The sequence below is a fragment of the Cognatiluteimonas profundi genome, from assembly GCF_009792795.1.
In the GTDB taxonomy this organism is placed as follows: Bacteria; Pseudomonadota; Gammaproteobacteria; order Xanthomonadales; family Xanthomonadaceae; genus Cognatiluteimonas; species Cognatiluteimonas profundi.
This window is the reverse complement of the sequence record NZ_VKHQ01000001.1, coordinates 1-25,800: the sequence shown is the minus strand read 5'-3', so window position 1 is coordinate 25,800 and position 25,800 is coordinate 1. Positions and strand designations below refer to the sequence as shown.

The window sequence follows — 25,800 nt, the reverse complement described above, 5'->3', positions numbered from 1 at the left end:
GTTGCCCGATGCCATGCCGATGCCCGACGTCGCCAGCGACGCAGCGGCGCTTGCGCGACCGCTCGACTGGGTCGGAATGGACCGGATTGCGCTGCCGGTGCAGGTTGCCGACGGCCAGGGCGGCCTGCTACGGGTTGCCGCGTCGGTCGATGTCGCCGTGGACCTGCGCGATCCGCATGCGCGCGGCATCCACATGTCGCGCCTGTACCTGCAGCTGCAGCAGGCGTTCGCGACCGACACCGTCACGCCGGCAGGATTGCGCCGCGTGCTGCAAAGTTTCATCGACTCCCAGCAAGGGCTCTCGACGGCGTCGCGCCTGGTGGTGCGATACGACCACATGGTGCAGCGCCCGGCGCTGGCGAGCGCACACCAGGGCTGGCGGCGTTATCCGGTGGCGATCGACGCCCTGCTGCGCGATGGCCACCTGCACCTCGGGCTGACCCTGGCCGTCGAATATTCCAGCACGTGCCCGGCATCCACGGCCTTGTCGCGCCAGCTCAATGCCGAACGCTTCGCCGAGGACTTTGCCGCGTCCGATCCACTGGAAGCCGGCATCGTGCGCGAATGGCTCGAATCCGAGCGCGGGCTTGCAGCCACCCCGCATGCGCAGCGCAGCCGCGCCGACGTGCACGTCCAGTTGCGTCCCGCCTTCGACGAATTGCCGGTGATGGCGTTGATCGATTCACTGGAGCGCGCGCTGGGAACACCGGTGCAGACCGCGGTGAAGCGCGAGGACGAGCAGGCATTCGCCAGGCTCAATGCGGCCAACCTGATGTTCTGCGAGGACGCGGCGCGGCGTATCGCCACCGCGCTGTCGACCGACCCGCGCGTTGAACGTTTCGACGCAAGCGTGGCGCATTTCGAGAGCCTGCATCCGCACGATGCCACTGCGCGGGTGAGCGGTCGTAACGTCGATTGAGGGGCGCCGCGATTCACACGCTTGCTGGATAGGTGCAACGCGCCGCCGCGCGGCTTGGATCACCGATACGAGGGCCGCCGCGCGCCTTGGATCACGGATTCGCAATTGTCCGTTGGGGTGAGCCAGGCGGAGCGGATCTTTCCAGCACCAGCAGCGGGTCGATGCGAACGTCGAACCGCGCCGCTATCCACGCGATTGCCAGCTCAGTGCAGCGCGCCGCCGCGCGCCTTGGATCACGGCTACGGAGTCTTTCCCAGCACCAGCAGCGGGTCGATGCGCACGTCGAACCAGTTCATTCCCCAATGCAGATGCGGCCCCGTCGCGCGACCCGTCGCGCCCACCGCGCCGATCCGCTGGCCTTCGGCAATCCGGTCGCCAACGCGCACGTCGATGCGCGACAGGTGCAGGAAGTTGCTGCTGATCCCGTGGCCGTGGTCGAGCACGACCGTGCCGCCTGTGAGGTAGAGCTCTGGTCCGACGAACGTGACCACGCCCGGCGCTGGCGCGAGCACCGGCGTCCCTGTTGCCGCCGCGATGTCCATCCCCGAATGCGGCGACTTGGGCGCGTCCGAACCGTCGGGCAGGACATAGACGCGCTGGTTGCCGAAGCGGCCGCTGATGCGGCCCTGCACCGGCCACTGGAAAGCCTGCTCGTAGTCGTCGCGATCATCGTCGCGCAACCGTGCCGAGGCGACTGCCGCCTGCTCGCGCGCAATGCGTTCGGCAATCGCCGGTGGCGGGTTCACCGTTGCGGGTGGCACGCCGACGATGCGCTCGATCGGCCATTGCCGCGCGGTGACGGCGATGGCGACGGCCTGCGAGGAGCGATCCGGCCTGTGGATCTCGACCTGCAGGGGGCCCGCCTCGTCGCGGCCGACACCGAAGGCGAATGCACCATCGCCGCCGACGCGCACCGGGCGATCGCCGATGGAGACCTGGTTTCCAGGCGTCGTATGCCCGAGCACGAGGGCGCCCTGCTCAACGGTCGGTGGAAGGGTGGTGTCGTCCGTCGACGCCAGGACCGGCAGAGCCAGTGCAATCAGCGGCGCCAGCAGCATGGAAGCGCGTCTCACCTGGCGAATTCCAGGCGCTGGCCTTGCGGCGTTCCAGCCAGCGCGGTTCCATTCCAGGCCAACACGCCATTGACCCATGTCGCCGCGATGCGCGTGTGGAAAGTGGTGCCCTCGAACGGCGACCAGCCGCATTTGGAGATCACGTCCTCGCGGCGCACGGTCATCGGGGTGTCGTCCACGAGCACGAGGTCCGCCCAGAAGCCTTCCTCGAGGAAGCCGCGCTCGCGCACATCGAACAACTGCGCCGGCGCATGCGCGAACTTCTGCACGACCTGGGCCGTGGTGAGCCTGCCTTCATGGACCAGTTCCAGCGCGGCGTTCAGCGCGTACTGCACCAGTGGCAGGCCGGACGGGGCCTGCTGGTACGGGCGGGATTTCTCTTCCAGCGTATGCGGCGCGTGGTCGGTGGCGAGCACGTCGATGGCATCCTCGGCGAGGCCGCGGATCAGGCCTTCGCGATCGCTGGCGTCCTTGATCGCCGGATTGCACTTGATCAGGTTGCCCAGTCGCGCGTAGTCGCCGCGATCGAAGCGCAGGAAGTGGATGCAGGTTTCGGCGGTGATGCGCTTGCGCGAACCGTCGGCGCGGATCAGCGGGCCATGCTCGAACAGCGCCAGTTCATCGGCCGTGCTGATGTGCAGGACATGCAACCGGGTGTCGTGGCGCCTGGCCAGCTGCAGCGCGAGTTGCGTCGACTTCAGGCAGGCCTCGCGCGAGCGGATGTCCGGATGTGCCTCGATCGGGATGTCCTCGCCGTAACGCGCCTTGTAACGGGCGAGGTTGGCCTCGATCGTGGGCGTGTCCTCGCAGTGGGTGATGATCGGCGTTGGCGCTTCGCGGAAGATGGCATCGAGTGTTTCCGGATCGTCGACCAGCATGTTGCCGGTCGATGCGCCCATGAACACCTTGATGCCCGGCGCAGAGCGCGGGTCCAGCGTGCGGACGGCCTCCAGGTTGTCGTTGCTCGCGCCCAGGTAGAACCCGAAATTGCCCCAGGCGCGGCCCGCCGCGCGCCGGTATTTGTCTTCCAGCGCCGCGGCATCCAGGGTCGGTGGCGTCGTGTTCGGCATGTCCATGAACGTGGTCAGCCCACCGGCCACGGCAGCCGCGGATTCGGTGGCCATGTCGGCTTTGTATTCGAGGCCCGGTTCGCGGAAATGCACCTGGTCGTCGATCATTCCGGGCAACAGGCGGCGCCCCGCGGCGTCGATCACGTTGTCGCCATCGCGCGCCGACAGTCCCGAGCCGATCTGTGCGATCCGGCCGCCAGTGATTCGCAGGTCGCCGTCGTACTCCCGACCCGAACTCACCAGGCGGGCATTGACGATCAGGGTGTCGGGCATGCGGCGGATTCCTCAGTCGTGGGGGTGGGGCGGCACGGGATCGTGGCCGCCCGGGTGCAGTGGGTGGCAGCGGGCGATGCGGCGGATCGCCAGCCATCCACCCTTGAGCGTGCCGAAGCGCTGGATCGCCAGCATCGCGTATTCCGAGCAGGTCGGGGTGAAGCGGCAGCGAGGTCCCAGTAACGGACTCAACCAGCGCTTGTAAGTCCGCAGGATACGGATGAGAAGTTGATCGATCACGGCCTTTGCACGTTGCGGCGCCGCAGACTCGCGCGGTTGCCGCTGTAGGCCCGGCAGGGTATAACAGCGCGCTTTCCCGCCTCAAGGGAATCAAGGATTACTCGCTCGTGGCAGTGAAAAAACCAGTCAAGAAGGTCGCCAAGGCCCCCGGTAAGGCCGTCAAGGCCAGCAAGGGCGCCGCAGGCAAGTCCGCGGTGAAGAAGCCGGCTGCGAGCAAGGCGCCGGCAAAAAAGGCCGTCGTGAAGAAAGTCGCGCCGAAGAAAGCGGCGCCCGGCAAGCCCGCGCCGAAGAAGATCCCGGCCAAGGCAGCGCCAGCAAAGGCTGCGGCACGGCCGGTTCCGGCAAAGAAGGCGGCCAACGGAAAGCCGTCGAAGCCGACCAGGTCCGTCTCCGCCACCAAACCAACCGCCAAGCCGACGCCGGCAGCGAAATCCAAACCGATGTCGGCCAAGGCGCCGGCGGTAAAGTCGGTTGGGCGCGAAGCGTCGTCCGCGCAGTCGACGCGCCAGTCCCAAGGCCGCACTGCGGAACCCACGCCCAAGCCCGTCGCCAAGCCGGTTGCCAAACCGGTCGCGAAGGAACCCACGCAACAGGCTGCACCCGCCACGCGGCCCGTCACCGCGCCCCGGCCGATCGGCAAGGTCGCCGTGGCTGTCGCAGCCAAGCCCAGCGCGCCCGCGCGCAAGGAAAAATACAAGATGGTGCCGTACAAGACCGACCAATCGACCGGTCGACCAATCCTGCCGCCGGGCTACAAGCCCAGCCCGGATGAGGAATACATGGGTCCGCTGCAGGTGGAGTACTTCCGCCAGCGCCTGCTGTCATGGCGCGCCGACCTGGTCGAGGAATCCAAGCAGACGATCGAGAACCTCAAGGATGAAGTGCGTGACGTCGGCGATGAAGCCGAGCGCGCCACCCGCGAAACCGAGAACTCGCTCGAACTGCGCACCCGTGACCGCTATCGCAAGCTGATCGGCAAGATCGACAGCACGCTCAAGCGCGTGGACGCCGGCGAATACGGCTACAGCGTCGACTCGGGCGAGGACATCGGCCTGGAGCGGCTCGAAGCCCGCCTCACCGCCGAGCGCACGATCGACGAGCAGGAGCGCTGGGAGCACCTGCAGAAGCAGATCGGCGACTGAACTGCACGATCGCTGACGCAGTTGTTCGCGAAGAAAGCCCCGCCAATGCGGGGTTTTCTTCTTCCAGGGATCGGATCGATGGCGGCTTCGCCATGCCGGCGTCGTTCAGCCGGCCGGCGCGCCGTGCAGTTGCTTCAGGTCCAGCCGCCGCAGCCTCGGCGCAACCTTCGCGGTGATGCCCACCACGCCCAGCGTCATGCAGCCGCCGAATATGACCGACGGCACCAGACCAAGCAGCTTGGCGGCAAGACCGGACTCGAATGCGCCCAGTTCGTTCGACGAGCCGATGAAGATGCCATTGATGGCCGATACGCGCCCGCGCATCGCATCGGGCGTCGCGAGTTGCAGGATGGTCGAGCGGATGACGACCGAGACGCCATCGCACAGCCCCGATGCGAACAGCAGCGCAGCCGACAGCCACAGATCGCGCGAGAGCGCGAAACCGATGATGCACAGCCCGAAACCGGCGACCGCGGCCAGCAGCAGCCGCCCGGCGCCGTGTTCGGGCGGACGCCGCGCCAGCCAGGCACCAACCAGCACCGCGCCCACTGCGGGCGCCGCACGCAGGATCCCGAGCGCCTCCGGCCCGGCGTGGAGGATGTCCGTGATGAAGGCTGGCAGCAGTGCCACCGCGCCACCGAACAGCACCGAGAACATGTCCAGCGCCAGTGCACCCAGCAGCACCTGGTGCCCGAACACGAAGCGCAGGCCTTCGTGGATGCTGGCGAATACCGGCGTACGCGTGCTCGTGGACGCCGGCTCGCCGACGCGCAACAGCGCCAGCGCGAACAGCGCCGCCAGCGCCAGTCCCGCCGCCGTCGCGTACGCCAGGGTCTTGCCCGACCAGCCGACGAGGATGCCGCCGAGCGCCGGACCGATTACCAGGCCCAGCTGGAACACCACGCTGCCGACGCCTGCGCCGCGCGCGAAGTCACGACGCTGCAGCACGCGTCCGAACAGTGCGTTGTAGATGGGGGTCAGGAACGCACGCACCATGCCGGTCAGGGCGATGGCGCCATAGATGAGCCAGGTCCCGTGCGGGGGCAGCCAGCCGGCGGCGATCGCCATCAGGATCGATGCGGTGGCGGCGAGGCCCGCGCAGGCCGCCATGCCGAGCTTGCGTCGCGGCAGGTGGTCGACCAGGTAACCGGCGAATGGCGCAACGCAGAAATACGGGATGACTTCCGCCAGGCCGACCAGGCCCAGCGCCAGCGGATCGTGCGTCAATTCGTAGACATGCCAGCCGACGGTCACCGCGACGATCTGGTACGACAGGATCGCGAGGATGCGATAGGCCAGCAGGACCGTGAACGCCTTGCTGCGCAAGGGCGACGCCGTCGTGGCGTCCTCGCTCATCCGGCCTGCCTCGCGGCATCGCGGATGAAGGCCAGCAGCGCATCCAGGCCGCCGCTGCGCGTTGGCGACAGGTGCTGCGCGAGTCCAATTTCACGGATGTAATCCGCGTTGGTGGCGAGGATCTCCGCGGCCGGGCGGCCCGAATGCACGCGCAATGCCAGGAACACCAATCCGGACACGATGGTCGAGTCGCTCGCTGCCGCGAAGTCGAGCTTCGCCGCATCGCCGGAAGCGACGATCCAGATCATCGACTGGCAGCCGTGCAGGCGGTGTTCCTCGGTCTTCAACGCATCGGGGAAGGGCGGCAATTTGCGGCCGAGGTCGATCAGGTACTGGTAGCGCTCGGACCAGTCGCCGAAAAACGCGAATTCCTCGACGATCGCCCGTTGCGCGTCCGCGGCCGTGGGCTCCATCGGGAACAGCTGCGCAGGTTCGCTCATGCGCGCTTCCAGCGCACACCCTGTGGCGTGTCCTCCAGCAGCACGCCTTCACGTGCGAGCTGGTCGCGGATGGCGTCGGACCGGGCGAAGTCGCGGCTCTTCTTGGCTGCCGCGCGCTCCTCGATCAATGCCTGGATGCGCGCGTCGTCATCGAGCGACGCACCGCGCTCGAACCATGCCGATGGCTCCTGCTGCAACAGGCCCACCGCGAGGCCGGCGCCGATCAGCGCTGACTTCAGCCGTTGCCGCTCCGCGGGTGTTTCGGCCTTGCGCGCGTCGGTTGCGATCGCGGCGATCTCGGCCAACACCTGCGGCGTGTTGAGATCGTCGTCCAGCGCAGCTTCGATCGCCCCAGGGATGCCAGGCGTGGCTGCGACCGGACCCAGGTCGCGCAAGGTTCCATAGAGTCGATCCAGCGTGCGCACCGATCGCTCGATCAGTTCGTCCGACCATTCCAGCGGTTGCCGGTACTGGGCGGACAGCAGCGCGTAACGCAGCGCCTCGGGTGGATGCGCGCGCACCAGGTCATGCACCTTCTCGATGTTGCCGACGGACTTGGACATCTTCGCGCCGCCGAAATTGAGCATGCCGTTGTGCAGCCAGTACCGCGCGAACGGCTTGCCGCCATGTGCGCATTCGCTCTGCGCGATCTCGTTTTCGTGATGCGGGAATTGCAGGTCCACGCCACCGGCATGGATGTCGATGGTGTCGCCCAGGTGCGCGGCCGCCATCGCGGAGCATTCGATATGCCAGCCGGGGCGACCGCGACCCCAGGGCGAATCCCAGCCGGGGAGGTCGTCGGTCGATGGCTTCCACAGGACGAAGTCGCCCGGATCGCGCTTGTACGGCGCGACTTCCACGCGTGCGCCGGCCAGCATGTCGTCGGGGTCGCGGCGCGAGAGCTTACCGTAATCGGGGAAGCTGGAGACCGAGAACAGCACGTGGCCATCGGCGGCGTACGCGTGTCCCGATGCGACAAGGTCCAGGATCATCGCGATGATCTGCGGGATGTGCCGGGTCGCCTCGGGCTCCAGGTCGGGCGGCGCGACGCCCAGTGCAGCCATGTCCTGGCGATACGCGGCGGCGAAGCGATCGGTGATCGTGGTGATGGGCGCGCCGATGTCCCGCGCGGCCGCGTTGATCTTGTCGTCGACGTCGGTGATGTTGCGGGCGTAACGCACGGACCCGAAACGCCGGCGCAGCACCTCGGCGAGCACGCCGAACACCACCGGACCCCGCGCATTGCCGATGTGCACGTAGTTGTAGACGGTGGGGCCGCACAGATACATCGTCGGACGGGCCGGGTCCAGCGGCACGAACGGCTCGAGTCGGCGCGTCAGGCTGTTGTACAGGTGCAGGCTCATCGCGGATGGGTCGGAAGGAGGGGATCCAGCGGCGCAATTCTACCGTCGCCAGCGCCCACGACAGCGGAGATTCAGGCCTCCCGCGTCTCCAGCGCATACACTTCCGAGGCTGATGAGACTCCTTCGACTGCCCATTGTCCTTGCGTTGCTGCCGCCGCTGGTGTTGTTCGGCGGAGCCCTGCGCGCGCAGGAAACCGTGATTCAGGTCGAAAACGTCCGCATGGACTATGCACAGGTGCTGCAGGTCGCGCCGGTCTACCAGACCCTGACGGCAACCCAGATCGAGCAGCAATGCGACGGCGTGCCAGTGCCCAACCCATCGCCAAAGGGGCTGTCGCGCATCGTCGGCAAGATCAAGGCGCTCGGATCCAGGTCCACCGATGCCGCCCCAACGCCCAACCGGGACTGCCGGATGGTGCCGGTCCAGCGCCAGTTCCGCCGGCCGATCGCGTTCGACGTCGACTACATCTACAAGGGCATGAAGTACCGGTCGCGCCTGCCCAACGATCCGGGCAACCGCCTGCGCGTGCGCGTATCGGTGACGCCGTATGTCGCTCCCGACAAGCGCTGATCTTGCATCCACCGGTTCGCGATGCCACGATGCGCGTCCGATGCGCCTAGCCCTCGCCACCGCCATGATCCTGACCTCCGCCCGCATGGCGGCAGGCATGACCTCGCGTGCGCGCCGACTGGAAGCCCACATCCGCGCCGGGTAGCGTCCACCGTCATTGCCGACGAGACGAATCAAGCCCAGCCAACGCTGGGCTTTTTTGTTGTCCGTTGCATGCCACGCCGCTTCCCCCCCATTCGCTCGACACCAGGCCCCCATGAAGCATTTCCTCAACACCCAGGATTGGACCCGCAGCGAGCTCGACGCGCTGCTGGCGGATGCGGCGCGTTTCAAGCGCAGCCGTATCGGCGATGAATTGAAGGGAAAGTCGGTCGCGCTGGTGTTCTTCAACCCGTCGCTGCGGACGCGGACCAGCTTCGAGCTGGGCGCGTTCCAGCTCGGAGGCCACGCGGTCGTGCTGCAGCCCGGCAAGGACGCGTGGCCGATCGAATTCGGGATCGGTGCGCGCATGGATGGCGATGCGGAGGAACACATCATCGAGGTGGCGAAGGTGCTGTCGCGCTACGTCGACCTGATCGGTGTGCGCGCATTCCCGAAGTTCGTCGACTGGTCGGTCGATCGCCAGGACCAGGTGCTGCGCAGCTTTGCCGCGCATGCGACGGTCCCGGTGATCAACATGGAAACCATCACGCATCCGTGCCAGGAACTTGCCCACGTGATGGCGTTGCAAGAGCACTTCGGCACCACCGACCTGCGCGGCAGGAAATATGTCCTGACCTGGACCTACCACCCGAAGGCGCTCAACACGGCGGTGGCCAATTCGGCGCTGACGATCGCCACGCGCATGGGCATGGACGTCACGCTGTTGTGCCCGACACCGGACTACGTGCTCGACCAGCGCTACATGGACTGGGCCGCGCGGAATGTCGCCGAGAGCGGTGGATCGCTGCAGGTCAGCCATGACATCGCGGCAGCCTATGCCGGCGCCGACGTGGTCTATGCCAAGAGCTGGGGCGCGCTGCCGTATTTCGGCCAGTGGGAAGCGGAAAAACCCATCCGCGATCGATATCGGCACTTCATCGTCGACGAGGCCAAGATGGCGCTCACCAACGATGGCGTGTTCTCGCACTGCCTGCCGCTGCGACGCAACGTCAAGGCCACGGACGGCGTGATGGATTCGCCACGCTGCATCGCCATCGACGAGGCGGAAAACCGCCTGCACGTGCAGAAAGCCGTGATGTCCGCGCTGATTTCCCAATAAACCATCCGGGCCATGCACATGACAAACAAAACCATCGTCCTCGCGTTTTCCGGCGGCCTCGATACCAGCTTCTGCGTGCCGTGGTTGCAGGAGCGAGGCTGGGACGTGCACACCGTGTTCGCGGACACCGGCGGGGTGGATGCCGCGGAGCGTGCGGCCATCGAGCAGCGTGCTGCCCAGCTCGGCGTCGCCAGCCACGTGACCATCGATGGCGGACCCGCGTTGTGGGCTGGGTTCGTCAAGCCATTCGTCTGGGCGGGACAGTCGTACCAGGGCCAGTATCCGCTGCTTGTGTCCGACCGTTACCTGATCGTCGATGCCGCGCTCGCGCGTGCGCGTGACCTCGGCACGCGTGCCATTGCGCACGGCTGCACCGGCATGGGCAACGACCAGGTGCGCTTCGACCTCGCGGTGAAGGCATCCGGCGACTACCAGATCGTGGCGCCCATCCGCGAGATCCAGAAGGAGCACACGCAGACCCGCGCCTACGAGCAGCAGTATCTCGAGTCGCGCGGTTTCGCGGTCGATGCCCGGCAGAAGGCCTACACCGTCAACGAAAACCTGCTTGGCCTGACCATGTCCGGCGGCGAGATCGACCGCTGGCAGGCGCCCGGCGACGGCGCGCGCGGCTGGTGCGCGTCACGCGAGGACTGGCCCGCGCAACCGTTGCAGGTGAGCTTGCGATTCGTCGCGGGCGAAGCAGTCGCGATCGACGGTGAAAACATGCCCGGCGAGAAGATCCTCGCGCGGCTCAACGCGATCTTCGCGCCTTATGGCGTCGGCCGCGGCCTGTACACCGGCGACACGACCATCGGCCTCAAGGGCCGCATCCTGTTCGAGGCGCCGGGCCTGGCCGCGTTGCTGGTCGCGCACCAGGCATTGGAGGAGGCGGTGCTGAGCAAGCAGCAGAACCGCTTCAAGCCCGACGTTGCGCGCAAGTGGGTGGAGCTGGTGTACGAAGGTTTCTTCCATGATCCGCTGAAGACCGACCTGGAACGCTTCCTTGCATCGAGCCAGCGCATGGTCAATGGCGACGTCGTGCTGGAAACGCGCGGTGGTCGCGTCGATGCCGTGGCGGTCCGGTCGCCGCACATCCTCGATGCGAAGGGCGCCACCTATGCGCAGTCCGCGGACTGGGGTGTCGAGGAAGCAGAAGGATTCATCCGCCTGTTCGGCATGAGCAGCACGGTCTGGGCGCAGGTCAACACGCCCGATGGAGGCTGACGTGCTCGATGACGTCCTTCGCCATCTCGAGGCGCTGGTGTCCTTCGACACCCGCAATCCGCCGCGGCTGATCGGCACCGGCGGCATCTTCGATTACATCCGCGCGCAACTGCCCGGGTTCGACGTGGACTGCATCGATCACGGGGCGGGCGCCGTGTCGTTGATCGCACGGCGCGGGTCGCCGCATCGCATCTTCAACGTGCACCTGGACACGGTGCCGGCATCGGCGGCATGGCAGGCCGACCCGCTGGCCTTGCGCGTGACAGAGGATCGTGCGATCGGCCTGGGCGCCTGCGACACCAAGGGCGCGGCCGCCGGCCTGCTCGCCGCTGCGGCGCGCACCAGCGGCGATGCGGCATTCCTGTTCAGCAGTGACGAGGAAGCCAATGACGCGCGCTGCATCGCGGCCTTCCTCGCCAGCGATCATGGCTTCACCGAGGCTGTCGTCGCCGAGCCCACGGGCTGCGAGGCGGTACTTGCCCACCGCGGCATCAGCTCCGTGCTGCTGGGGTTCCGTGGCGAAGCCGGGCATGCCTCGGGTGCGCAGGCTGCCGACGCCAGCGCCGTGCATCAGGCGATGCGCTGGGGCGTGCGTGCGCTGGACTTCGTGCAGTCGCAATCGCACCTGCGCTTTGGCGGACTGACCGGACTGCGCTTCAACATCGGACGGGTCGAGGGCGGCATCAAGGCCAACATGATCGCCCCGAGCGCGGAGGTCCGCTTCGGCTTCCGGCCGCTGCCGTCGCAGGACATGCAGGCTTTGCACGACGATTTGCGCGGCTTCGCCGGCGCCGAAGCGCTCGAACGCTACGTCGAAACCTTCCGCGGACCGCCGCTGCCCGCCGGCGACGTCGCCATGGCCGAAGAACGGCGGCTGATGGCGCGCGATCTTGCCGACGAGCTGCAGTTGCCGGTCGGCAACGCGGTCGACTTCTGGACCGAGGCCTCGCTGTTCTCGCAGGCCGGGATGACGGCGCTGGTGTTCGGGCCGGGCTCGATCGCCCAGGCCCACACCGCCGACGAATGGGTGTCGCTGGACCAGTTGTCGTGCGCAGCCGGTCATTACCTGCGGCTGCTGTCATGAGCGCCGGGGCAATGGCGGTACCCGTGCAGAAGGACCTTCGGCCCACGATCGTCCGCCTGCTGTCGAACATGGCCAACGCCAGGGAGATCCAGCAATACCTCAAGCGCTTCTCGCAGGTCGATGCCGCGCGCTTTGCCGTGGTCAAGGTCGGCGGGGCGGTGTTGCGCGACCAGCTCGAGGCACTCGTCTCGTCGCTGTCCTTCCTGCAGCAGGTGGGGCTGACGCCGATCGTCGTGCACGGCGCGGGCCCGCAGCTTGACGCCGACATGCAGGCGGCGGGCATCGAAAAGATCGTCGTCGACAACCTGCGCCATACAGATCCGGCGGTGCTGTCGGTCGTGCGGCGGGTCATGCGCCGGGAAAACCTGCGGCTGGTCGAGGCACTGCAGGCCGATGGCGTGCGCGCGACGTCGATCCAGTCGGGCGTATTCGAATGCACGCTGCTCGACGGCGAGCGCTACGGCCTCGTCGGGGCGGTGGCAAGGGTCGATGTCGAAGGCATCCATGCCGCGATCAAGGTCGGCTCGATCCCGGTGATTGCGTCACTGGGCGAAACCACCGGTGGACAGATCGTCAACGTCAACGCCGATTGGGCGGCCAACGAGCTGGTCAAGACGCTGCAGCCCTACAAGATCGTGTTCCTCACCGGAACCGGCGGCCTGCTCGACGGCGACGGCGCGGTCATCGATTCGATCAACCTGAGCACCGAGTACGAGGAACTGCTCGCACAGCCATGGCTGCATTCGGGTATGCGGGTCAAGATCGAGCAGGTCCGTGACCTGCTGATGGCATTGCCGCCGTCGTCGTCCGTGTCGATCACGCGGCCGGACGAACTGGCCAAGGAGCTGTTCACCCACCGCGGCTCGGGCACGCTCGTGCGACGTGGCGAGCGGATCCTGTGCGCGACCAGCTGGGACGAACTGGACCTGGAACGCCTGCGCGCGCTGATCGAATCGGCTTTCGGGCGCAAGCTCAAACCCGACTACTTCGAGACGACGCGGCCCTATCGCATCTATGTGTCCGAGCACTACCGCGCGGCGCTGCTGCTGACGCAGGAAATGCTCGACGGCACCGACGGCGTGGCACACCTGGACAAATTCGCGGTCGCCGACGACGCGCAGGGCGAGGGCCTGGGACGCGCGATCTGGCATGTGATGCGCGGCGACGTCGAGCGCCTGTTCTGGCGTTCGCGGCCATCCAATCCGGTCAACGAGTTCTACTTCGGCGAAGCCGACGGCTGTTTCAAGGGTGATCGATGGAATGTGTTCTGGTATGGCCTTGAACGGTTCGAAGACATCCGTGAGGCAGTGGCACACTGTCGCGGCCGCACCGCGACGCTGAAGGACTGACATGGCCGGGGAGGGTGGAATGACGGGTTGGACGATGCCGGCGCAGTTGCGCGGGTCGCACGTTTCGCTGGAGCCGCTGACGGACGCGCATGCAGCGGATCTGCGGGCGGCGAGCGACGACGGCGCCTTGTGGCGGAGCTGGTACGCCAATGTGCCGGCGCCCGATGCCATCGACGCCTACATCGCGGCCGCACTGGCGATGCGCGATGCCGGCACCGCGTTTCCGTTCGTGGTGAAGGATGTGACGGGCGCCGTCGTCGGCTCGACGCGCTATTACGACATCGACGCCAGCGTGCCGCGACTAAGCATCGGATACACCTGGTACGCACGCAGCGCGCAACGCACCGGCTTGAACACGGAAGCGAAGTTGCTGCTGCTCGGCCATGCCTTCGAATCGCTGGACTGCATTTCCGTCGGCCTGAAGACCAGCTGGTTCAACCACGCCTCACGCGCGGCGATCGCCCGCCTCGGCGCCAAGCAGGACGGCGTCCTGCGCAGCCACCAGCGCCATGCCGACGGCAGCGTGCGCGACACCGTGGTGTTCTCGATCATCGCGTCCGAGTGGCCGGCGGTGAAGACCAACCTGCTGGCGAGGCTCGCCGCGCATGCGTGAATCGGTCGGACTCGTTGGTGCACGCGGGCACGTCGGCGAAGACATGATCCGGCTGATCGCTGGCCACCCGAAACTCGAGCTCGCGTTCGTGTCCTCGCGCGAGCGCGCCGGGCAAGCCGTTGCCGACCACGTCCCGGGTTACACAGGCGGGCTGCGCTACACCGCTCCCGATCCGGCAGAACTTCCCCATGCCGGGGCGTCCGCGATCGTGCTCGCGCTGCCCAACGACAAGGCGGCCGTCTATGTGGCGGCGTTCGATGCGCATGGCGGTCGCCAACCGGTGATCGTCGACCTGTCGGCCGACCATCGCTTCGACGATGCCTGGTATTACGGCCTGCCCGAGCTCACCCGCGGCCGCTATGCCGGCCAGCGCAGGATCAGCAATCCGGGTTGTTATGCCACCGCCATGCAACTGGCCATCGCGCCGATGCGCGATGTCCTGTCCGGCCCGGTGCAGTGCTTCGGCGTGTCCGGGTACTCCGGCGCCGGCACGTCGCCTTCGGACAGGAACGACCCGGGCAAGCTGCGCGACAACCTCATGCCGTATGCGCTGGCTGGTCACGTGCACGAAGCGGAAGTGTCGCGACAGCTCGATCATGCCGTCGAGTTCATGCCGCACGTCGCACCACACTTCCGCGGGCTCTCGATCACGGCCAACCTGCATCTGTCCCGTCCATTCACCATCGACGAGGTCGTATCGCGTTACACGCAGCGCTATGCGGACGAGCCTTTGGTGCGCGTGATGGAGCAGGCGCCATGGGTCAGCCGCATTGCCGGCAGGCATCACGTCGAGATCGGTGGCTTCACGCTTACGGCCGACGCACAGCGGCTGGTGGTTGTCGCGACGCTGGACAACCTGCTCAAGGGCGCCGCGACGCAGGCACTGCAGAACCTCAACATCGCCTTTGGATTCGACGAGTTCGACGGCATCTCGCCGTAGACGTGTCGAGCAATCCGTCATCCGGGAAACGACAATGACCGACCTCCTGTGGAGCAAGCCCGGCGTCGCCGTCGATGCATCGATCCAGGCGTTCCTCGCCGGTGACGATGTGATCCTGGATCGCGAGTTCTTCCTGCACGACATCGCCGCCAGCCGAGCGCATGCCGAAGGCCTGCAACGGATCGGGATCCTCACCAGTGCCGAACTCGATGCGCTGCTGCGTGAGCTGGCCGCGCTGGCAGGCGACTTCAGCAACGGCACCTTCGTGCTCGATGCGCGATTCGAGGACGGTCATTCAGCGATCGAGGCGCGATTGGCCGAGCGGCTGGGCGACGTCGGCCGCAAGATCCACACCGGCCGCAGCCGCAACGACCAGGTACTTGTGGCGACGCGACTGTGGCTGAAGGACCGCTTGGGACAGGTCGTGGCGCTGTGCCGCGAGATCGCCGACATCGCACTTGCCCGCGCGGAGGCCGAGGCCGCATTGGCGATGCCCGGTTACACGCACCTCCAGCGGGCGGTGGTGTCGACGGCGGGCATGTGGTGGGCGGGCTGGGCGGAGGCCTTCATCGACAACGCCGAACGCGCGGCGCGGACGCGTGACTGGATCGACGCCAACCCGCTGGGCACCGCCGCCGGATACGGCGTCAACCTTCCGCTGGATCGCGCGCATTCCACCCTGGCATTGGGATTCGGTCGCATGCAGGTGTCGCCGCTCTACGCGCAACTGTCCCGCGGCAAGTTCGAACTCGCCGCGCTGGAGGCGCTCGGCAGCGCGATGCTCGACCTGCGCCGCCTGGCCTGGGACCTGAGCCTGTTCACGACAGCGGAGTTCGGCTTCGTCACCTTGCCGGCGCAATACACCACCGGCAGTTCGATCATGCCCAACAAGCGCAATCCGGACGTGATCGAGCTCATGCGCGGCAGTTATGCCAGCGTGGCGGCGGCGCGATGCGAGATCGAACAGTTGCTGTCGCTGCCTTCGGGTTACCACCGCGACCTGCAGATCAGCAAGGGGGCGCTGGTGCATGGCTTCGGCAGGGGCCTTGCGGCGCTGGCCCTGCTGCCGGACCTGCTGCGCAACCTGCAGTGGAATCCCGACCGGATGCGGGCCGCGCTGGACCCATCGCTGTTCGCCACCGACATCGCGGTCGACCTGGCGCGTCAGGGTGTCCCGTTCCGGGATGCCTACCGCCAGGCAGCCGACCCCGCCAGCTGGACGCGCACGGACGCCGAGGCGAGCCTTGCGGCACGCGTATCGCCCGGAGGCGCGGCGGACATGGGTCTGGACGTGTTGCGCGACAGATGGCGCGCTGGCGCAGGCAGCGATGCGGGCTGACAAGCGCGAACCGGTGGTCGGGGAGACAGGATTTGAACCTGCGACTTCTACGTCCCGAACGTAGCGCTCTACCAGGCTGAGCTACACCCCGACAGGTGAGCCCGGCATTTTAGTGACTTGGATGGGTTCGGGGCAAGCCCTGTCGATGGCGAGCCAGCCACGCCGGCGCCAGCCGCTACACTGTGCGGCCCGCGCCGCCCGGAGTTTTCCGCTTGATCAAGCCGCGTACCCCGCCCGGAGTCATGGAGTTGCTGCCGCGCGAGCAGATCGCGTTCCAGCGCATGCTCGATGGCATTCGCCAGACCTTCGAGCGCTTCGGATTCCTGCCGGTGGAAACCCCGGTGATGGAGCTGTCCGAGGTGCTGCTGACCAAGTCCGGCGGGGAAACCGAGCGGCAGGTGTATTTCGTCCAGTCCACGGGCGCCCTGGACAAGGCGGCGGAGCAGGCGGCTGGCGACGCGCGCCCCGAACTGGCATTGCGCTTCGACCTGACGGTGCCGCTGGCGCGTTACGTGGCCGAACATGAACATGCGCTCGCGTTTCCGTTCCGTCGCTACCAGATGCAGCGCGTCTACCGTGGCGAGCGCGCGCAACGCGGTCGCTTCCGCGAGTTCTACCAGTGCGACATCGACGTCATCGGCAAGGACGCGTTGTCGATCCGATTCGATGCCGAGATCCCGGCCGTGATCAGCGCGGTGTTCGAGGGGCTGGCGATCGGCGAGTTCACCATCCAGCTCAACCACCGCAAGTTGCTGCGCGGCTATTTCGAGGGCCTCGGCATCGGCGAGGGCCAGCAGCAGTCCGGGGTGCTACGCGAGCTCGACAAGCTCGACAAGCGCGGCGAGCAGGCGGTGCGCGCAACGCTGGCCGGAGAGGGATTCGACATGCCGGCAGCGGCCATCGAGCGGCTGATGGCGTTTTCGCAGGTGCGTTCGAATGGTCATGCCGATGCACTTGCGAAGCTCGATGCGCTCGGCGACGGCACGCCGTTGTTCGAGGAAGGTCGCAGCGAATTGCGCGGGATCCTGCAGCAGCTGCGCGCAATGGGGGTTGCGGAGTCGCGTTACGCGCTCAACCTGTCGATCGCGCGCGGACTGGATTACTACACCGGCGTCGTCTACGAGACGACGCTGGATGCCTACCCGCAGATCGGCTCGATCTGTTCGGGCGGGCGCTACGACGATCTTGCCGGGCATTACACGCGTTCGAAGCTGCCAGGTGTTGGTATTTCCATCGGCCTGACGCGATTGTTCTTCCAGTTGCGCGATGCGGGCATCGTCGCCGCCGCGGAAAGTTCCGTCGACGTGCTGGTCGCGCTCCTCGACGACTCCGGGCTCGAACATGCGCTGGCGCTGTCGCAGCGCCTGCGCGCGGCGGGATTGAACGTGGAAACGCAGCTGGAGCCGCGCAAGCTCGCGCGCCAGCTGCAATACGCCGACCGTGCCGGGATCCGCTTCGTCGTGATCCGCGGCGACGACGAGGCCTCGCGTGGCGCGGTCGCCATCCGCGACCTGCGCCGCGGCGAACAGTTCGACGTTGCCGAAGACGACATCGCCGATGCGTTGAGAGCCCAGCATGGGCGGACCAATCCGCTTCCGGAGGCCGCGGCATGAGCGTCGTCATCAACCTGGATGGACGGTCGCTGACGCGCGAACAACTCGTGGCGGTCGCGCGCGGTGCATCGGTCGAGCTGGACGCGCAGGCATTGCGCGCGGTCGCACGCGCGGCGGATTTCCTCGCCGAACAGGTGCGGCGCGAGGAACCCATCTACGGCGTCTCGACGGGCTTCGGCAGCAATGCCGACAAGCTGCTTGGCGGCCACCCCATGCGCGACACGGCGGTCAATGCGGCCGCGCCCGGGCGCTCGCTGCACGTGGAGCTGCAGCACAACCTGATCGTGACCCACGCCGTCTGTGTCGGCGAGCCGTTTCCGGCGCACGTGGTCCGCGCGATGTTGTGCATCCGCATCAACACGCTGCTGCGCGGGCATTCGGGCATCCGTGTCGGAACCTTGCAGGCGCTGGCCGCGTTGCTCAACGCCGGCATCGTGCCGGTCGTGCCGCAACTCGGATCGGTCGGCGCCTCGGGCGACCTGGCGCCGCTGTCGCACCTGGCCATCGTCCTGATCGGTGGCGGCGAGGCATTTTTCGCCGGCGAACGCATGCCCGGTGGGCTTGCACTGGAGCGCGCCGGACTGCATCCGATTTCACTGTCGTACAAGGAAGGCCTGGCGCTGAACAACGGCACCGCGCAGATGCTCGCCACAGGCGTGCTGGCCGTGCAGCAACTCGACGACCTGCTGGATACCGCCGATCTTGCCGCCGCGATGACGATCGACGCCTTCGCCGGCCGCCTGGGTGCATTCGCCGAAGCGGTGCATGAGCTGCGCCCGCATCCGGGCCAGGTGCATGTCGCTGAAAACCTGCGAGCGATGCTTGCCGATTCGAGCCTGGCCGACATCCGTTACCACCTGGTGCCCCGTTTCCGGCAGTGGCAGCCGAACAGTTGGAGCATGTTTTCCAACGGCGTACTTCCCGGCGACACGCTGGCGTCCAGGCAGCCGTGCTTCGACATCGGCTGGGAATGGGTGCCGCTGGACCAGCGACATGGGCGCGATCGCTTCTACCAGCGGTTCCTGCCGTTCCGCGGTGGCAAGAAACACCAGCCGCAGGACAGCTATTCGTTGCGATGCGTGCCGCAGGTGCATGGCGCCGTGCGCGACGCGGTGGAGCAGGCCAAGCGGGTGCTGGACATCGAGCTCAACTCGGTCACCGACAATCCGCTGGTCTTCCCCGACTCCAATGCCGAGCACGTCGAGGAGCAGGTGATCTCGGCGGGACACTTCCACGGCATGCCGCTCGCCCTGGCCATGAGTTACCTCAAGGCCGCGATTCCGGTGCTCGCGTCGATTTCCGAACGCCGCCTCAACAAGCTGCTGGATCCGGCGACGAACGATGGATTGCCGCCATTCCTGATCGGCAACGAGGACGGCACCGAATCCGGTTACATGATCGTGCAGTACACCGCGGCCGCCATCGTCAACGACCTGGCGAGCCGCGCGATGCCGGCATCGGTGTATTCGATCCCGACCAGCGCCAACGCCGAGGACCACGTCTCGATGGGCGCCAACGAGGCGCGACACGTGCTGGCGATGGCCGATGACCTGGGCAAGGTGCTGGCGCTCGAGCTGTACACCGCTGCGCAGGCCCTGGACCTGCGTAGCGACATGATCACCGCCGCCCGTGAGCTTGCGCGCAACTGCGACGCGATGGCATTTGCAGGCAAGGTGCAATGCGGTCCGCGAACCGACAGCCCGGACCACGGGCAATTCCTCGTGGAGGTCGACAACCTGCGCAGTGAATTGTCTGCCGCTCCCGCATTCCGGCCGGGCAGGGCGGTTGCCGCCGCGCACGCCAGGATCCGCGAGTCGATTGCATTCCTGGATCGCGATCGTGCGCTGGATGGCGAGGTCTCCGCCGCCGTGCGCATGGTGGAGGACGGATCCATCCTCGCCGCGGCGCGGGCCGCGCTGCAGACGCGTTAGACAGCCGGGCCGGACCCGGTCCGGCGCGACTGGTCAGGCGTTGGGATCGATCTGCGCGAAGCTCTCGACACGACGGTGGCCAGCGGTCGCATTGCCGACTCGCGGCTGCGGGTAGTCGTCCAGCCGGTCCACCAGCACGGTCCGCATGCCGGCATCGCGGGCTGCATCGAGCTCCTCGACCACATCCGAGAGAAACAGGATGTCCGATGGTTGCCGGCCCAGCATGTCGGCGATACGTCGATAGCTCGCGGGCTCGCGCTTGTGTCCGACCTCGGTATCGAAGAAGTCGGAAAACAGCGATGCCAGGTCGCCGGCCTCGCTGTGGCCGAACAGCAGCTGCTGCGCGCCCACGGAGCCCGACGAGAACACCGCGAGTGCGTGGCCACCGTCGCGCCACTGCCGCAGGCCGGCCGCTGCATCGGGATAGACGTGGCCGCGGAAATCGCCGCGCTCGTAACCGTCGCGCCACAGCATGCCCTGCAGTGCCTTCAGCGCGGTGTGCTTGCGGTCCTGGTCGATCCAGCCCTGCAGGGTCTCGACGATGACATCGTCGTTGCAGATCCCGCCGCTCTCGGTGGCAACCGCGTCCAGCCATCGACGGACAGCGGGATCGTCGGCGCGTTCGCGCACGAATCGCGGCAGCTCGCGCCGCGCATACGGGAACAGCACGTTCTTGACGAAGGAGATGCTGCTGGTCGTGCCTTCGATGTCGGTGAGGATCGTGGCTGCCATCAGCCGTCCTGGCCGGGGTCGTAGCGCGGGAATCGCTGCGCGATGTCGGTGCCGGTGAAATGCCCGATCCAGCCTTCCGGCTCGGTGAAAAAACGGATCGCCACGAAACTCGGTTCCGGCCCCATGTCGAACCAGTGGTGCGTCGAATCCGGTACCGCGACCAGGTCGCCCTGCGTGCACTGGATTTCATAGACCCTGCCGCCGACGTGCAGCGTGAACAACCCCGAGCCGGCGACGAAGAAACGGACTTCATCCTCCTTGTGGAAATGCTCCTCGAGGAACCTGCTGCGCATCTGCTCGCGGTCCGGATGATCGGGGCTGATGCTGACCACATCCACCGACTTGAATCCGCGTTCGTGCACCAGGCGATCGATGTCCTTGCGATACGCTGCCAGGACGGCGTCCTGCGACGCGCCGGGGGCGATCGGCTGCGTTGCCTGCCACTGTTCGAAGCCGACGCCGATGGCGGACAACTCGCGCGCCATCGCTGCATGGTCGGTCGTCGACAGCAGCGGCATGTCGGGGTGTTCTTCGTCGAAGATGCGCAGCCGGCTCACTTGAGCTTCCTCAGTTCCAGTTCGCACTTCAGCAGGAATTCCAGTGCATCCAGGTGCCGGCGCGCCTGCGCCATGTCGCTGCCCCAGGTGTAGAGCCCGTGGCCATCGATGAGATAAGCCCATCGGCACGGACCATCCAGCAGCGCATCGACCTGGGCGGCGAGGGTGGGCATGTCCTGGGTGTTGGCCAACACCGGAATGTCGATGCGCGTGTCGTGCGTGGCGTTGCCGGCGAATGCCTTCAGCAGTTCGTAGCCCTCCAGCGAGACGTGCCCGGCACCGGCGAACAGGCGCGATGCGACGGTCTGGGCCAGCGAATGCGTATGCAGCACACAGCCGATTTCGGGGAAGCGCCGATACAGCTGCGTGTGCAGCAGGGTTTCAGCGGATGGCCGGTGATCGCTGCCGACAGGTTTTCCATCGAAGTCGACGACCATGATGTCGCCTTCGTCGAGCCGGCCCTTGTCGCGGCCCGACACAGTGATGGCGGCATGGAGGTCGTCCAGCCGGCATGAAAAATTGCTGCTGGTGGCCGGTGTCAGGCCGGCAATGGACAACTCCCGCACGTTGCTGATGATCTCAGCCGCGACGCGGCGCAGCTGTTGCGGGTTGAATGGAGGCGGGCTGTGCATGGCTGCCAGTCTAGCGAATTCATGTTGTCGGCCGGTCAAAGAAAAACCCGGCCGGAGCCGGGCTTTTCCTCGATGCGGACGACCGGATCAGGGACCCAGGTCCGGGCCCTCGTGGAACGCCGGTTCCGCGGGCAGCTTGGGACCATCGTGCGGCGGCTCGGTGCCGTGCGCGTAATGGCTCTTCCGATAGCCGTACAGGTAGTAGACGACCAGGCCGATCACGGCCCAGGCGAAGAACAGTCCGACGGTATACATCGACAGGTTGAGGAACAGCAGCAGGCAACCGGCAACCGCGAGCGGGCAGACGATCCAGGCGAAGGGCGTGCGGAACGGGCGCGGCCGGTTCGGTTGCTTCACCCGCAGGATCATGACCGCGATGGCCACCATCATGAAGGCGAACAGCGTGCCGGAGTTCGAGATGTCGGCGAGGATGCCGACCGGGAACATCGCCGCGAACAGCGACACCGCGATGCCGGTGATGATCGTCACGACGTGCGGGGTGTGGAAACGCGGATGCACCTTCGACAGCACCGCCGGCAGCAGGCCGTCGCGCGACATCGTGAAGAAGATGCGGGTCTGGCCGTAGATCATCATCAGCACGACCGATGGCAGCGCCAGCGCGGCCGCGATGCCGATCATGTTGCCCATGCCTTCAAAGCCGAGCATGCGCAGCACGTGCGCCAGCGGCTCCTTGCTGCAGACCAGCGCCTGCGAGCCACGGCAGGCTTCCGCGAGCTCCGGCGTGCCGGGATGGATGGCCAGGCCATTGGCGCCGAACATCGGCTGCGAGCCGACCGAACCGACGGCGGCATACCCGACCAGCAGGTAGTACACGGTGCAGATCGCGAGCGACCCGATCAGGCCGATCGGGATGTTGCGATTGGGATTGGTGGTTTCTTCCGCCGCGGTCGAGACGGCATCGAAGCCGACGAAGGCGAAGAAGATCGATGCGGCCGCGCCCAGCACGCCGATGCCGCCGAGCGGGCTGCCCCAGCCGGTCGGCAGGAACGGATGGAAGTTCGGATCCTTGACGGCGGGCAATGCGATGACGATGAAGGCAGTCAGTGCAGCGATCTTGATCGACACCAGGACGGCATTGACCTTCGCGCTCTTGGAGGTGCCGACCACCAGCAGGACGGTGATGACCAGTGTGATGAGGAAGGCGAGGAGGTTGAACGTGCCGCCGTCGTACGGACCGGTTCGCAACATCTCGGGTATCTCGATCCCGGCACTGCGCAGCAGGCCGTTCATGTACCCGGACCAGCCCACCGCGACGGCACCCGCGGCGATCGCGTACTCGAGCACCAGCGCCCAACCCACGACCCACGCCAGGCTCTCGCCAAGCACGCCGTACGTGTACGTATAGGCCGATCCGGCGACCGGGATCATGGCCGCCAGCTCGGAGTAGGCGAGCGCAGCGAGCGCGCAGACCACCGCGGCGATGACGAACGCCACCATCATGCCGGGGCCCGCCTTCTGGCCGGCTTCGGCCGTGAGCACGAAGATACCGGTGCCGATGATGGCGCCGACGCCCAGCAGGGTGAGCTGGATGGGACCGAGCTGGCGCTTGAGGCTGCGCTTCTCTGCGGTGGCGAGGATTTCGTCGAGCGGCTTGACACGCTGGAACAGCATTGCGGACTCCCCAAAGGCAATGATCGGGCGCGAAACAGCCGCGCGGTTGATTCCCGCGCCGACCTTACCGGGCGCCCGCGATACGCACAAGCGCCGCTGGGCGTCCGGCAGCGATAATCAGCAGCCTGGACAACCGATGCGGCGATGCAACATGGACCCATGCAACGCCGACGCTGTCGCGTCCCTGGCTGACGCCTTTGCCGAGTATCGTCGCCGCTGGACTGCTGAAGCGGCGACGGTCGATCTGTTCACCGCCTTGCTTGGCGAGGACGGCAACTCCTTCGTCCGCGAACGCCTGTCGGGCCACTTCACCGCCTCGGCGTGGCTGGTGGATCGCGATGGCGCGCGCGTGCTGCTCACCCACCATCGCAAGCTCGGCCGCTGGCTGCAGCTGGGCGGCCATGCCGACGGCGATCCCGACCTGGCGCGCGCGGCATTGAAGGAGGCGCATGAGGAGTCGGGCCTGTCCGGGCTGACGGTGGAGCCGGAGATCTTCGACCTCGACCGGCACTGGATTCCCGAGCACGGCGGCGTGTGCGCGCATTGGCATTACGACGTGCGCTTCGTGGTGCGCGCCGGCGATGCGGAGGAGTTCGTCGTCAGCGACGAATCGCACGATCTGGCATGGCGCGACATCCCATCGCTCGCCGCCGACGCAGGGGCGGACGCATCGTTACAGCGGATGGCACGGAAGTGGCTGGCGCGAACCAGCGCGCGGGGCCGTTGAAACGCCCCGCGACACTCAGTCGGCGCGTCCGCCGAACTCGCCCGTCGTCGTGTTCACCCACACGCGCTCGCCATTGCCGATGTACTCGGGCACCTGGATTTCCAGGCCGGTCGAGAGCCGGGCCGGCTTCGGCCGCTTGGTCGCTGTCCCGCCCTTGAGTTCCGGCGGGGTCTCGACGACTTCCATGGCCACGCTCTGCGGCAACTGCAGGGCCACCGGCATGTCGTCGATGATCTGCACGTAGCAATCGGACAAGCCGTCGACGATGTAGCCGGCTGCGTCGCCGACCACGTCCGCATCGAGCGTGTAGGGCGTGTAGTCCTCGTCGTCGAGGAAGACGAAAGCATCGCCATCCTTGTAGGAGAACGTCGCCTGGCGCCGCGACAGTTCGACTTCCTTGAGCTCGTCGTCACCGCCAAGGCTGAGGTCGAACTTGCTGCCGCCGGGGACCGAATACATCGTGAAACGGAACTTGACGTTGCCACCGCGACCCTGCGGCGAGCTGCGCTCGATGTCGCGGATTTGATAGACGGTGCCGTTGTGCTCGACCACGTTGCCTTTCTTGATGTCGTACGCTTTCATCGCTTGGGATTGCCTTTGTCGAATCCGAGTTTGCGGAAGAGATATTCGTTCCAGTGCCAGCTGATGAGCGCCCAGAAGGCGCCGGCGGGCAGGCAGAACAGCGGCACCAGTGGCCATGCGGTTTCCAGGTGCAGGCCCTGGCGTCGCTCCGCGACCAGCAGCATCGCGTACATCGCCAGCGTCATCAGCCCACCCCAGACCACCAGCCCGCGCACCAGCACGAAGTTGAGCTGGCCCTTGGCGCGGATGGCCGGCCATCGCCGCTGCAGCCAACTCTGGTTCACGTGCGCACGCTCATGCCGGCACGCCTACTTCGCGGCCAGGCGCGTCGCGCCGTCCAGGCGGATGGTTTCGCCATTGAGGTAGGGATTGCCCAGGATGTAGGCCGCGAGGTCGGCGAACTCCTCGGGCTTGCCGAGGCGCGAGGGGAAGGGGATCGATGCCGCGAGCGATTGCTGCACGGCTTCGGGCATGCCGTCGACCATCGGCGTCCAGAAGATGCCCGGCGCGATGGTCATGACGCGGATCCCGAATCGCGCCAGCTCGCGCGCCATCGGCAAGGTCATGCCGACGACGCCCGCCTTGGATGCGGAATACGCGGCCTGGCCGATCTGGCCTTCGTAGGCGGCGACCGACGCGGTGTTGATGATCACGCCGCGCTCGCCGTCATCGCCGGGTTCGTTGTGCTGCATCCGCGCCGCGGCGGCCTTGGCGACATTGAAGCTGCCGACGAGGTTGACCATCACGGTACCGGCGAACTGCTTGAGCGGCATCGGGCCGTCCTTGCCGAGCATGCGTCCGGCGCCGAGGATGCCCGCGCAGCTGATGGCGACATTCAGCCCGCCGAGGAATTCGCTGGCCGCGTCGATGTTGTCGGCGACGGAGCCCTCGTCGGTGACGTCGGTGCGGAAGTAGCGGGCGTTCGACGCGCCCAACGACTCGACCGCCGCGGCGCCCTTGTCATCGTTGACGTCGAACAGCGACACCTTGCCGCCATGGGCGACCAGGTGCCGGGCGACGGCCAGGCCGAGACCGGAGACACCGCCGGTGACGACGGCGCGAACAGCGTTGAGTTGCATGGGGGCGTCCTTGGGAGCGAGACAGGCATTTTAACGTAGGGCGGGTCTTGACCCGCC

26 protein-coding genes and 1 tRNA gene are annotated in these 25,800 nt (G+C 66.9%); 13 read left to right on the top strand and 14 right to left on the bottom strand.

What is annotated here, in order from left to right:
• The first annotated feature begins 13 nt into the window (after positions 1–13).
• Complete coding sequence (folE2, locus tag GST15_RS00135; RefSeq protein WP_159015342.1) at positions 14–919, top strand: GTP cyclohydrolase FolE2; 906 nt, start codon at positions 14–16, stop codon at positions 917–919.
• A gap of 239 nt (positions 920–1,158) precedes the next feature.
• Here the strand turns inward: folE2 and GST15_RS00130 are convergent, their stop codons facing one another.
• The 3 genes from GST15_RS00130 to yidD are packed head-to-tail and all read right to left on the bottom strand — an operon-like array spanning position 1,159 to position 3,575.
• Complete coding sequence (locus tag GST15_RS00130; protein ID WP_159015341.1) at positions 1,159–1,977, bottom strand: M23 family metallopeptidase; 819 nt, start codon at positions 1,975–1,977, stop codon at positions 1,159–1,161.
• Positions 1,978–1,988: 11 nt separating this feature from the next.
• Positions 1,989–3,335 carry a dihydroorotase gene (locus GST15_RS00125; RefSeq protein ID WP_159015233.1) on the bottom strand — a complete coding sequence of 449 codons (1,347 nt, stop codon included), beginning with the start codon at positions 3,333–3,335 and terminating at the stop codon, positions 1,989–1,991.
• 12 nt (positions 3,336–3,347) lie between these two features.
• Positions 3,348–3,575 carry a membrane protein insertion efficiency factor YidD gene (yidD, locus tag GST15_RS00120; protein WP_233262991.1) on the bottom strand — a complete coding sequence of 76 codons (228 nt, stop codon included), beginning with the start codon at positions 3,573–3,575 and terminating at the stop codon, positions 3,348–3,350.
• A 107-nt stretch (positions 3,576–3,682) separates the two neighbouring features.
• Between yidD and dksA the strand changes: the two genes are divergently transcribed.
• Complete coding sequence (gene dksA / locus GST15_RS00115) at positions 3,683–4,717, top strand: RNA polymerase-binding protein DksA (RefSeq protein ID WP_159015232.1); 1,035 nt, start codon at positions 3,683–3,685, stop codon at positions 4,715–4,717.
• A gap of 105 nt (positions 4,718–4,822) precedes the next feature.
• Here dksA and GST15_RS00110 read toward each other — a convergent pair whose 3' ends face one another.
• Genes GST15_RS00110 through cysS form a run of 3 tightly spaced genes read right to left on the bottom strand, consistent with a single transcriptional unit; the run spans position 4,823 to position 7,877 of the window.
• The gene (locus GST15_RS00110; RefSeq protein WP_159015231.1) at positions 4,823–6,073 is read right to left on the bottom strand and encodes an MFS transporter; all 1,251 of its coding nucleotides are present in this window, start codon (positions 6,071–6,073) and stop codon (positions 4,823–4,825) included.
• Positions 6,070–6,513 (bottom strand): SufE family protein, encoded by a 444-nt coding sequence (locus GST15_RS00105; protein ID WP_159015230.1) that lies wholly within the window; start codon positions 6,511–6,513, stop codon positions 6,070–6,072. Before GST15_RS00105 ends, GST15_RS00110 begins: the two co-directional genes overlap by 4 nt.
• Positions 6,510–7,877, bottom strand: a complete 1,368-nt coding sequence (gene cysS / locus GST15_RS00100) for a cysteine--tRNA ligase (RefSeq protein ID WP_159015229.1) — start codon at positions 7,875–7,877, stop codon at positions 6,510–6,512. Before cysS ends, GST15_RS00105 begins: the two co-directional genes overlap by 4 nt.
• 112 nt (positions 7,878–7,989) lie before the next feature.
• Here cysS and GST15_RS00095 point away from each other — a divergent pair, with 112 nt between their 5' ends.
• The 8 genes from GST15_RS00095 to argH all read left to right on the top strand — a co-directional run bounded on the left by GST15_RS00095 (position 7,990) and on the right by argH (position 16,258).
• Complete coding sequence (locus tag GST15_RS00095; RefSeq protein WP_159015228.1) at positions 7,990–8,448, top strand: hypothetical protein; 459 nt, start codon at positions 7,990–7,992, stop codon at positions 8,446–8,448.
• A gap of 256 nt (positions 8,449–8,704) precedes the next feature.
• Positions 8,705–9,709 carry an N-acetylornithine carbamoyltransferase gene (locus GST15_RS00090; RefSeq protein WP_159015227.1) on the top strand — a complete coding sequence of 335 codons (1,005 nt, stop codon included), beginning with the start codon at positions 8,705–8,707 and terminating at the stop codon, positions 9,707–9,709.
• A gap of 18 nt (positions 9,710–9,727) precedes the next feature.
• The gene (locus GST15_RS00085; RefSeq protein ID WP_159015226.1) at positions 9,728–10,933 is read left to right on the top strand and encodes an argininosuccinate synthase; all 1,206 of its coding nucleotides are present in this window, start codon (positions 9,728–9,730) and stop codon (positions 10,931–10,933) included.
• Position 10,934: 1 nt separating this feature from the next.
• Positions 10,935–12,017, top strand: a complete 1,083-nt coding sequence (locus tag GST15_RS00080) for an acetylornithine deacetylase (RefSeq protein WP_159015225.1) — start codon at positions 10,935–10,937, stop codon at positions 12,015–12,017.
• Positions 12,018–12,028: 11 nt separating this feature from the next.
• The gene (locus tag GST15_RS00075; protein ID WP_159015339.1) at positions 12,029–13,366 is read left to right on the top strand and encodes an acetylglutamate kinase; all 1,338 of its coding nucleotides are present in this window, start codon (positions 12,029–12,031) and stop codon (positions 13,364–13,366) included.
• 19 nt (positions 13,367–13,385) lie between these two features.
• A complete protein-coding gene (locus tag GST15_RS00070) occupies positions 13,386–13,979 on the top strand; it encodes a GNAT family N-acetyltransferase (protein WP_199268681.1) in 594 nt (197 codons plus the stop codon).
• Entirely contained in the window at positions 13,972–14,919 is a 948-nt protein-coding gene (argC, locus tag GST15_RS00065; RefSeq protein ID WP_159015223.1) for an N-acetyl-gamma-glutamyl-phosphate reductase, read from the top strand. Before GST15_RS00070 ends, argC begins: the two co-directional genes overlap by 8 nt.
• A gap of 34 nt (positions 14,920–14,953) precedes the next feature.
• Positions 14,954–16,258 carry an argininosuccinate lyase gene (gene argH / locus GST15_RS00060; RefSeq protein ID WP_159015222.1) on the top strand — a complete coding sequence of 435 codons (1,305 nt, stop codon included), beginning with the start codon at positions 14,954–14,956 and terminating at the stop codon, positions 16,256–16,258.
• A 14-nt stretch (positions 16,259–16,272) separates the two neighbouring features.
• On the opposite strand, the gene GST15_RS00055 is transcribed toward argH, so the two are convergent.
• Positions 16,273–16,349, bottom strand: a tRNA-Pro gene (locus tag GST15_RS00055).
• Between the two features lie 121 nt (positions 16,350–16,470).
• On the opposite strand from GST15_RS00055, the gene hisS reads away from it, so the two are divergent.
• Complete coding sequence (gene hisS / locus GST15_RS00050; RefSeq protein ID WP_159015221.1) at positions 16,471–17,871, top strand: histidine--tRNA ligase; 1,401 nt, start codon at positions 16,471–16,473, stop codon at positions 17,869–17,871.
• Positions 17,868–19,802: an HAL/PAL/TAL family ammonia-lyase gene (locus GST15_RS00045; protein WP_159015220.1), complete on the top strand. Its 1,935-nt coding sequence runs from the start codon at positions 17,868–17,870 to the stop codon at positions 19,800–19,802. Before hisS ends, GST15_RS00045 begins: the two co-directional genes overlap by 4 nt.
• A gap of 33 nt (positions 19,803–19,835) precedes the next feature.
• Here GST15_RS00045 and mtnC read toward each other — a convergent pair whose 3' ends face one another.
• From mtnC to GST15_RS00025, 4 genes are all read right to left on the bottom strand, one after another.
• Positions 19,836–20,534 (bottom strand): acireductone synthase, encoded by a 699-nt coding sequence (gene mtnC / locus GST15_RS00040; RefSeq protein WP_159015219.1) that lies wholly within the window; start codon positions 20,532–20,534, stop codon positions 19,836–19,838.
• Complete coding sequence (locus GST15_RS00035) at positions 20,534–21,091, bottom strand: 1,2-dihydroxy-3-keto-5-methylthiopentene dioxygenase (RefSeq protein ID WP_159015218.1); 558 nt, start codon at positions 21,089–21,091, stop codon at positions 20,534–20,536. The genes mtnC and GST15_RS00035 overlap by 1 nt, the downstream gene beginning before the upstream one ends.
• Positions 21,088–21,723, bottom strand: a complete 636-nt coding sequence (locus tag GST15_RS00030) for a methylthioribulose 1-phosphate dehydratase (RefSeq protein WP_159015217.1) — start codon at positions 21,721–21,723, stop codon at positions 21,088–21,090. The genes GST15_RS00035 and GST15_RS00030 overlap by 4 nt, the downstream gene beginning before the upstream one ends.
• A gap of 87 nt (positions 21,724–21,810) precedes the next feature.
• Positions 21,811–23,355 carry an amino acid permease gene (locus tag GST15_RS00025; protein WP_159015216.1) on the bottom strand — a complete coding sequence of 515 codons (1,545 nt, stop codon included), beginning with the start codon at positions 23,353–23,355 and terminating at the stop codon, positions 21,811–21,813.
• Between the two features lie 151 nt (positions 23,356–23,506).
• Here GST15_RS00025 and GST15_RS00020 point away from each other — a divergent pair, with 151 nt between their 5' ends.
• Positions 23,507–24,082, top strand: a complete 576-nt coding sequence (locus GST15_RS00020; protein WP_159015215.1) for an NUDIX hydrolase — start codon at positions 23,507–23,509, stop codon at positions 24,080–24,082.
• 15 nt (positions 24,083–24,097) lie between these two features.
• Here the strand turns inward: GST15_RS00020 and yeiP are convergent, their stop codons facing one another.
• From yeiP to GST15_RS00005, 3 genes are read right to left on the bottom strand one after another with little or no spacing between them, the layout of a single operon-like run.
• Positions 24,098–24,664, bottom strand: a complete 567-nt coding sequence (yeiP, locus tag GST15_RS00015; protein ID WP_159015214.1) for an elongation factor P-like protein YeiP — start codon at positions 24,662–24,664, stop codon at positions 24,098–24,100.
• Positions 24,661–24,948 (bottom strand): hypothetical protein, encoded by a 288-nt coding sequence (locus GST15_RS00010; RefSeq protein ID WP_159015213.1) that lies wholly within the window; start codon positions 24,946–24,948, stop codon positions 24,661–24,663. Before GST15_RS00010 ends, yeiP begins: the two co-directional genes overlap by 4 nt.
• Before the next feature lie 24 nt (positions 24,949–24,972).
• Positions 24,973–25,743 carry an SDR family NAD(P)-dependent oxidoreductase gene (locus GST15_RS00005; RefSeq protein WP_159015212.1) on the bottom strand — a complete coding sequence of 257 codons (771 nt, stop codon included), beginning with the start codon at positions 25,741–25,743 and terminating at the stop codon, positions 24,973–24,975.
• Between the last annotated feature and the right edge of the window lie 57 nt (positions 25,744–25,800).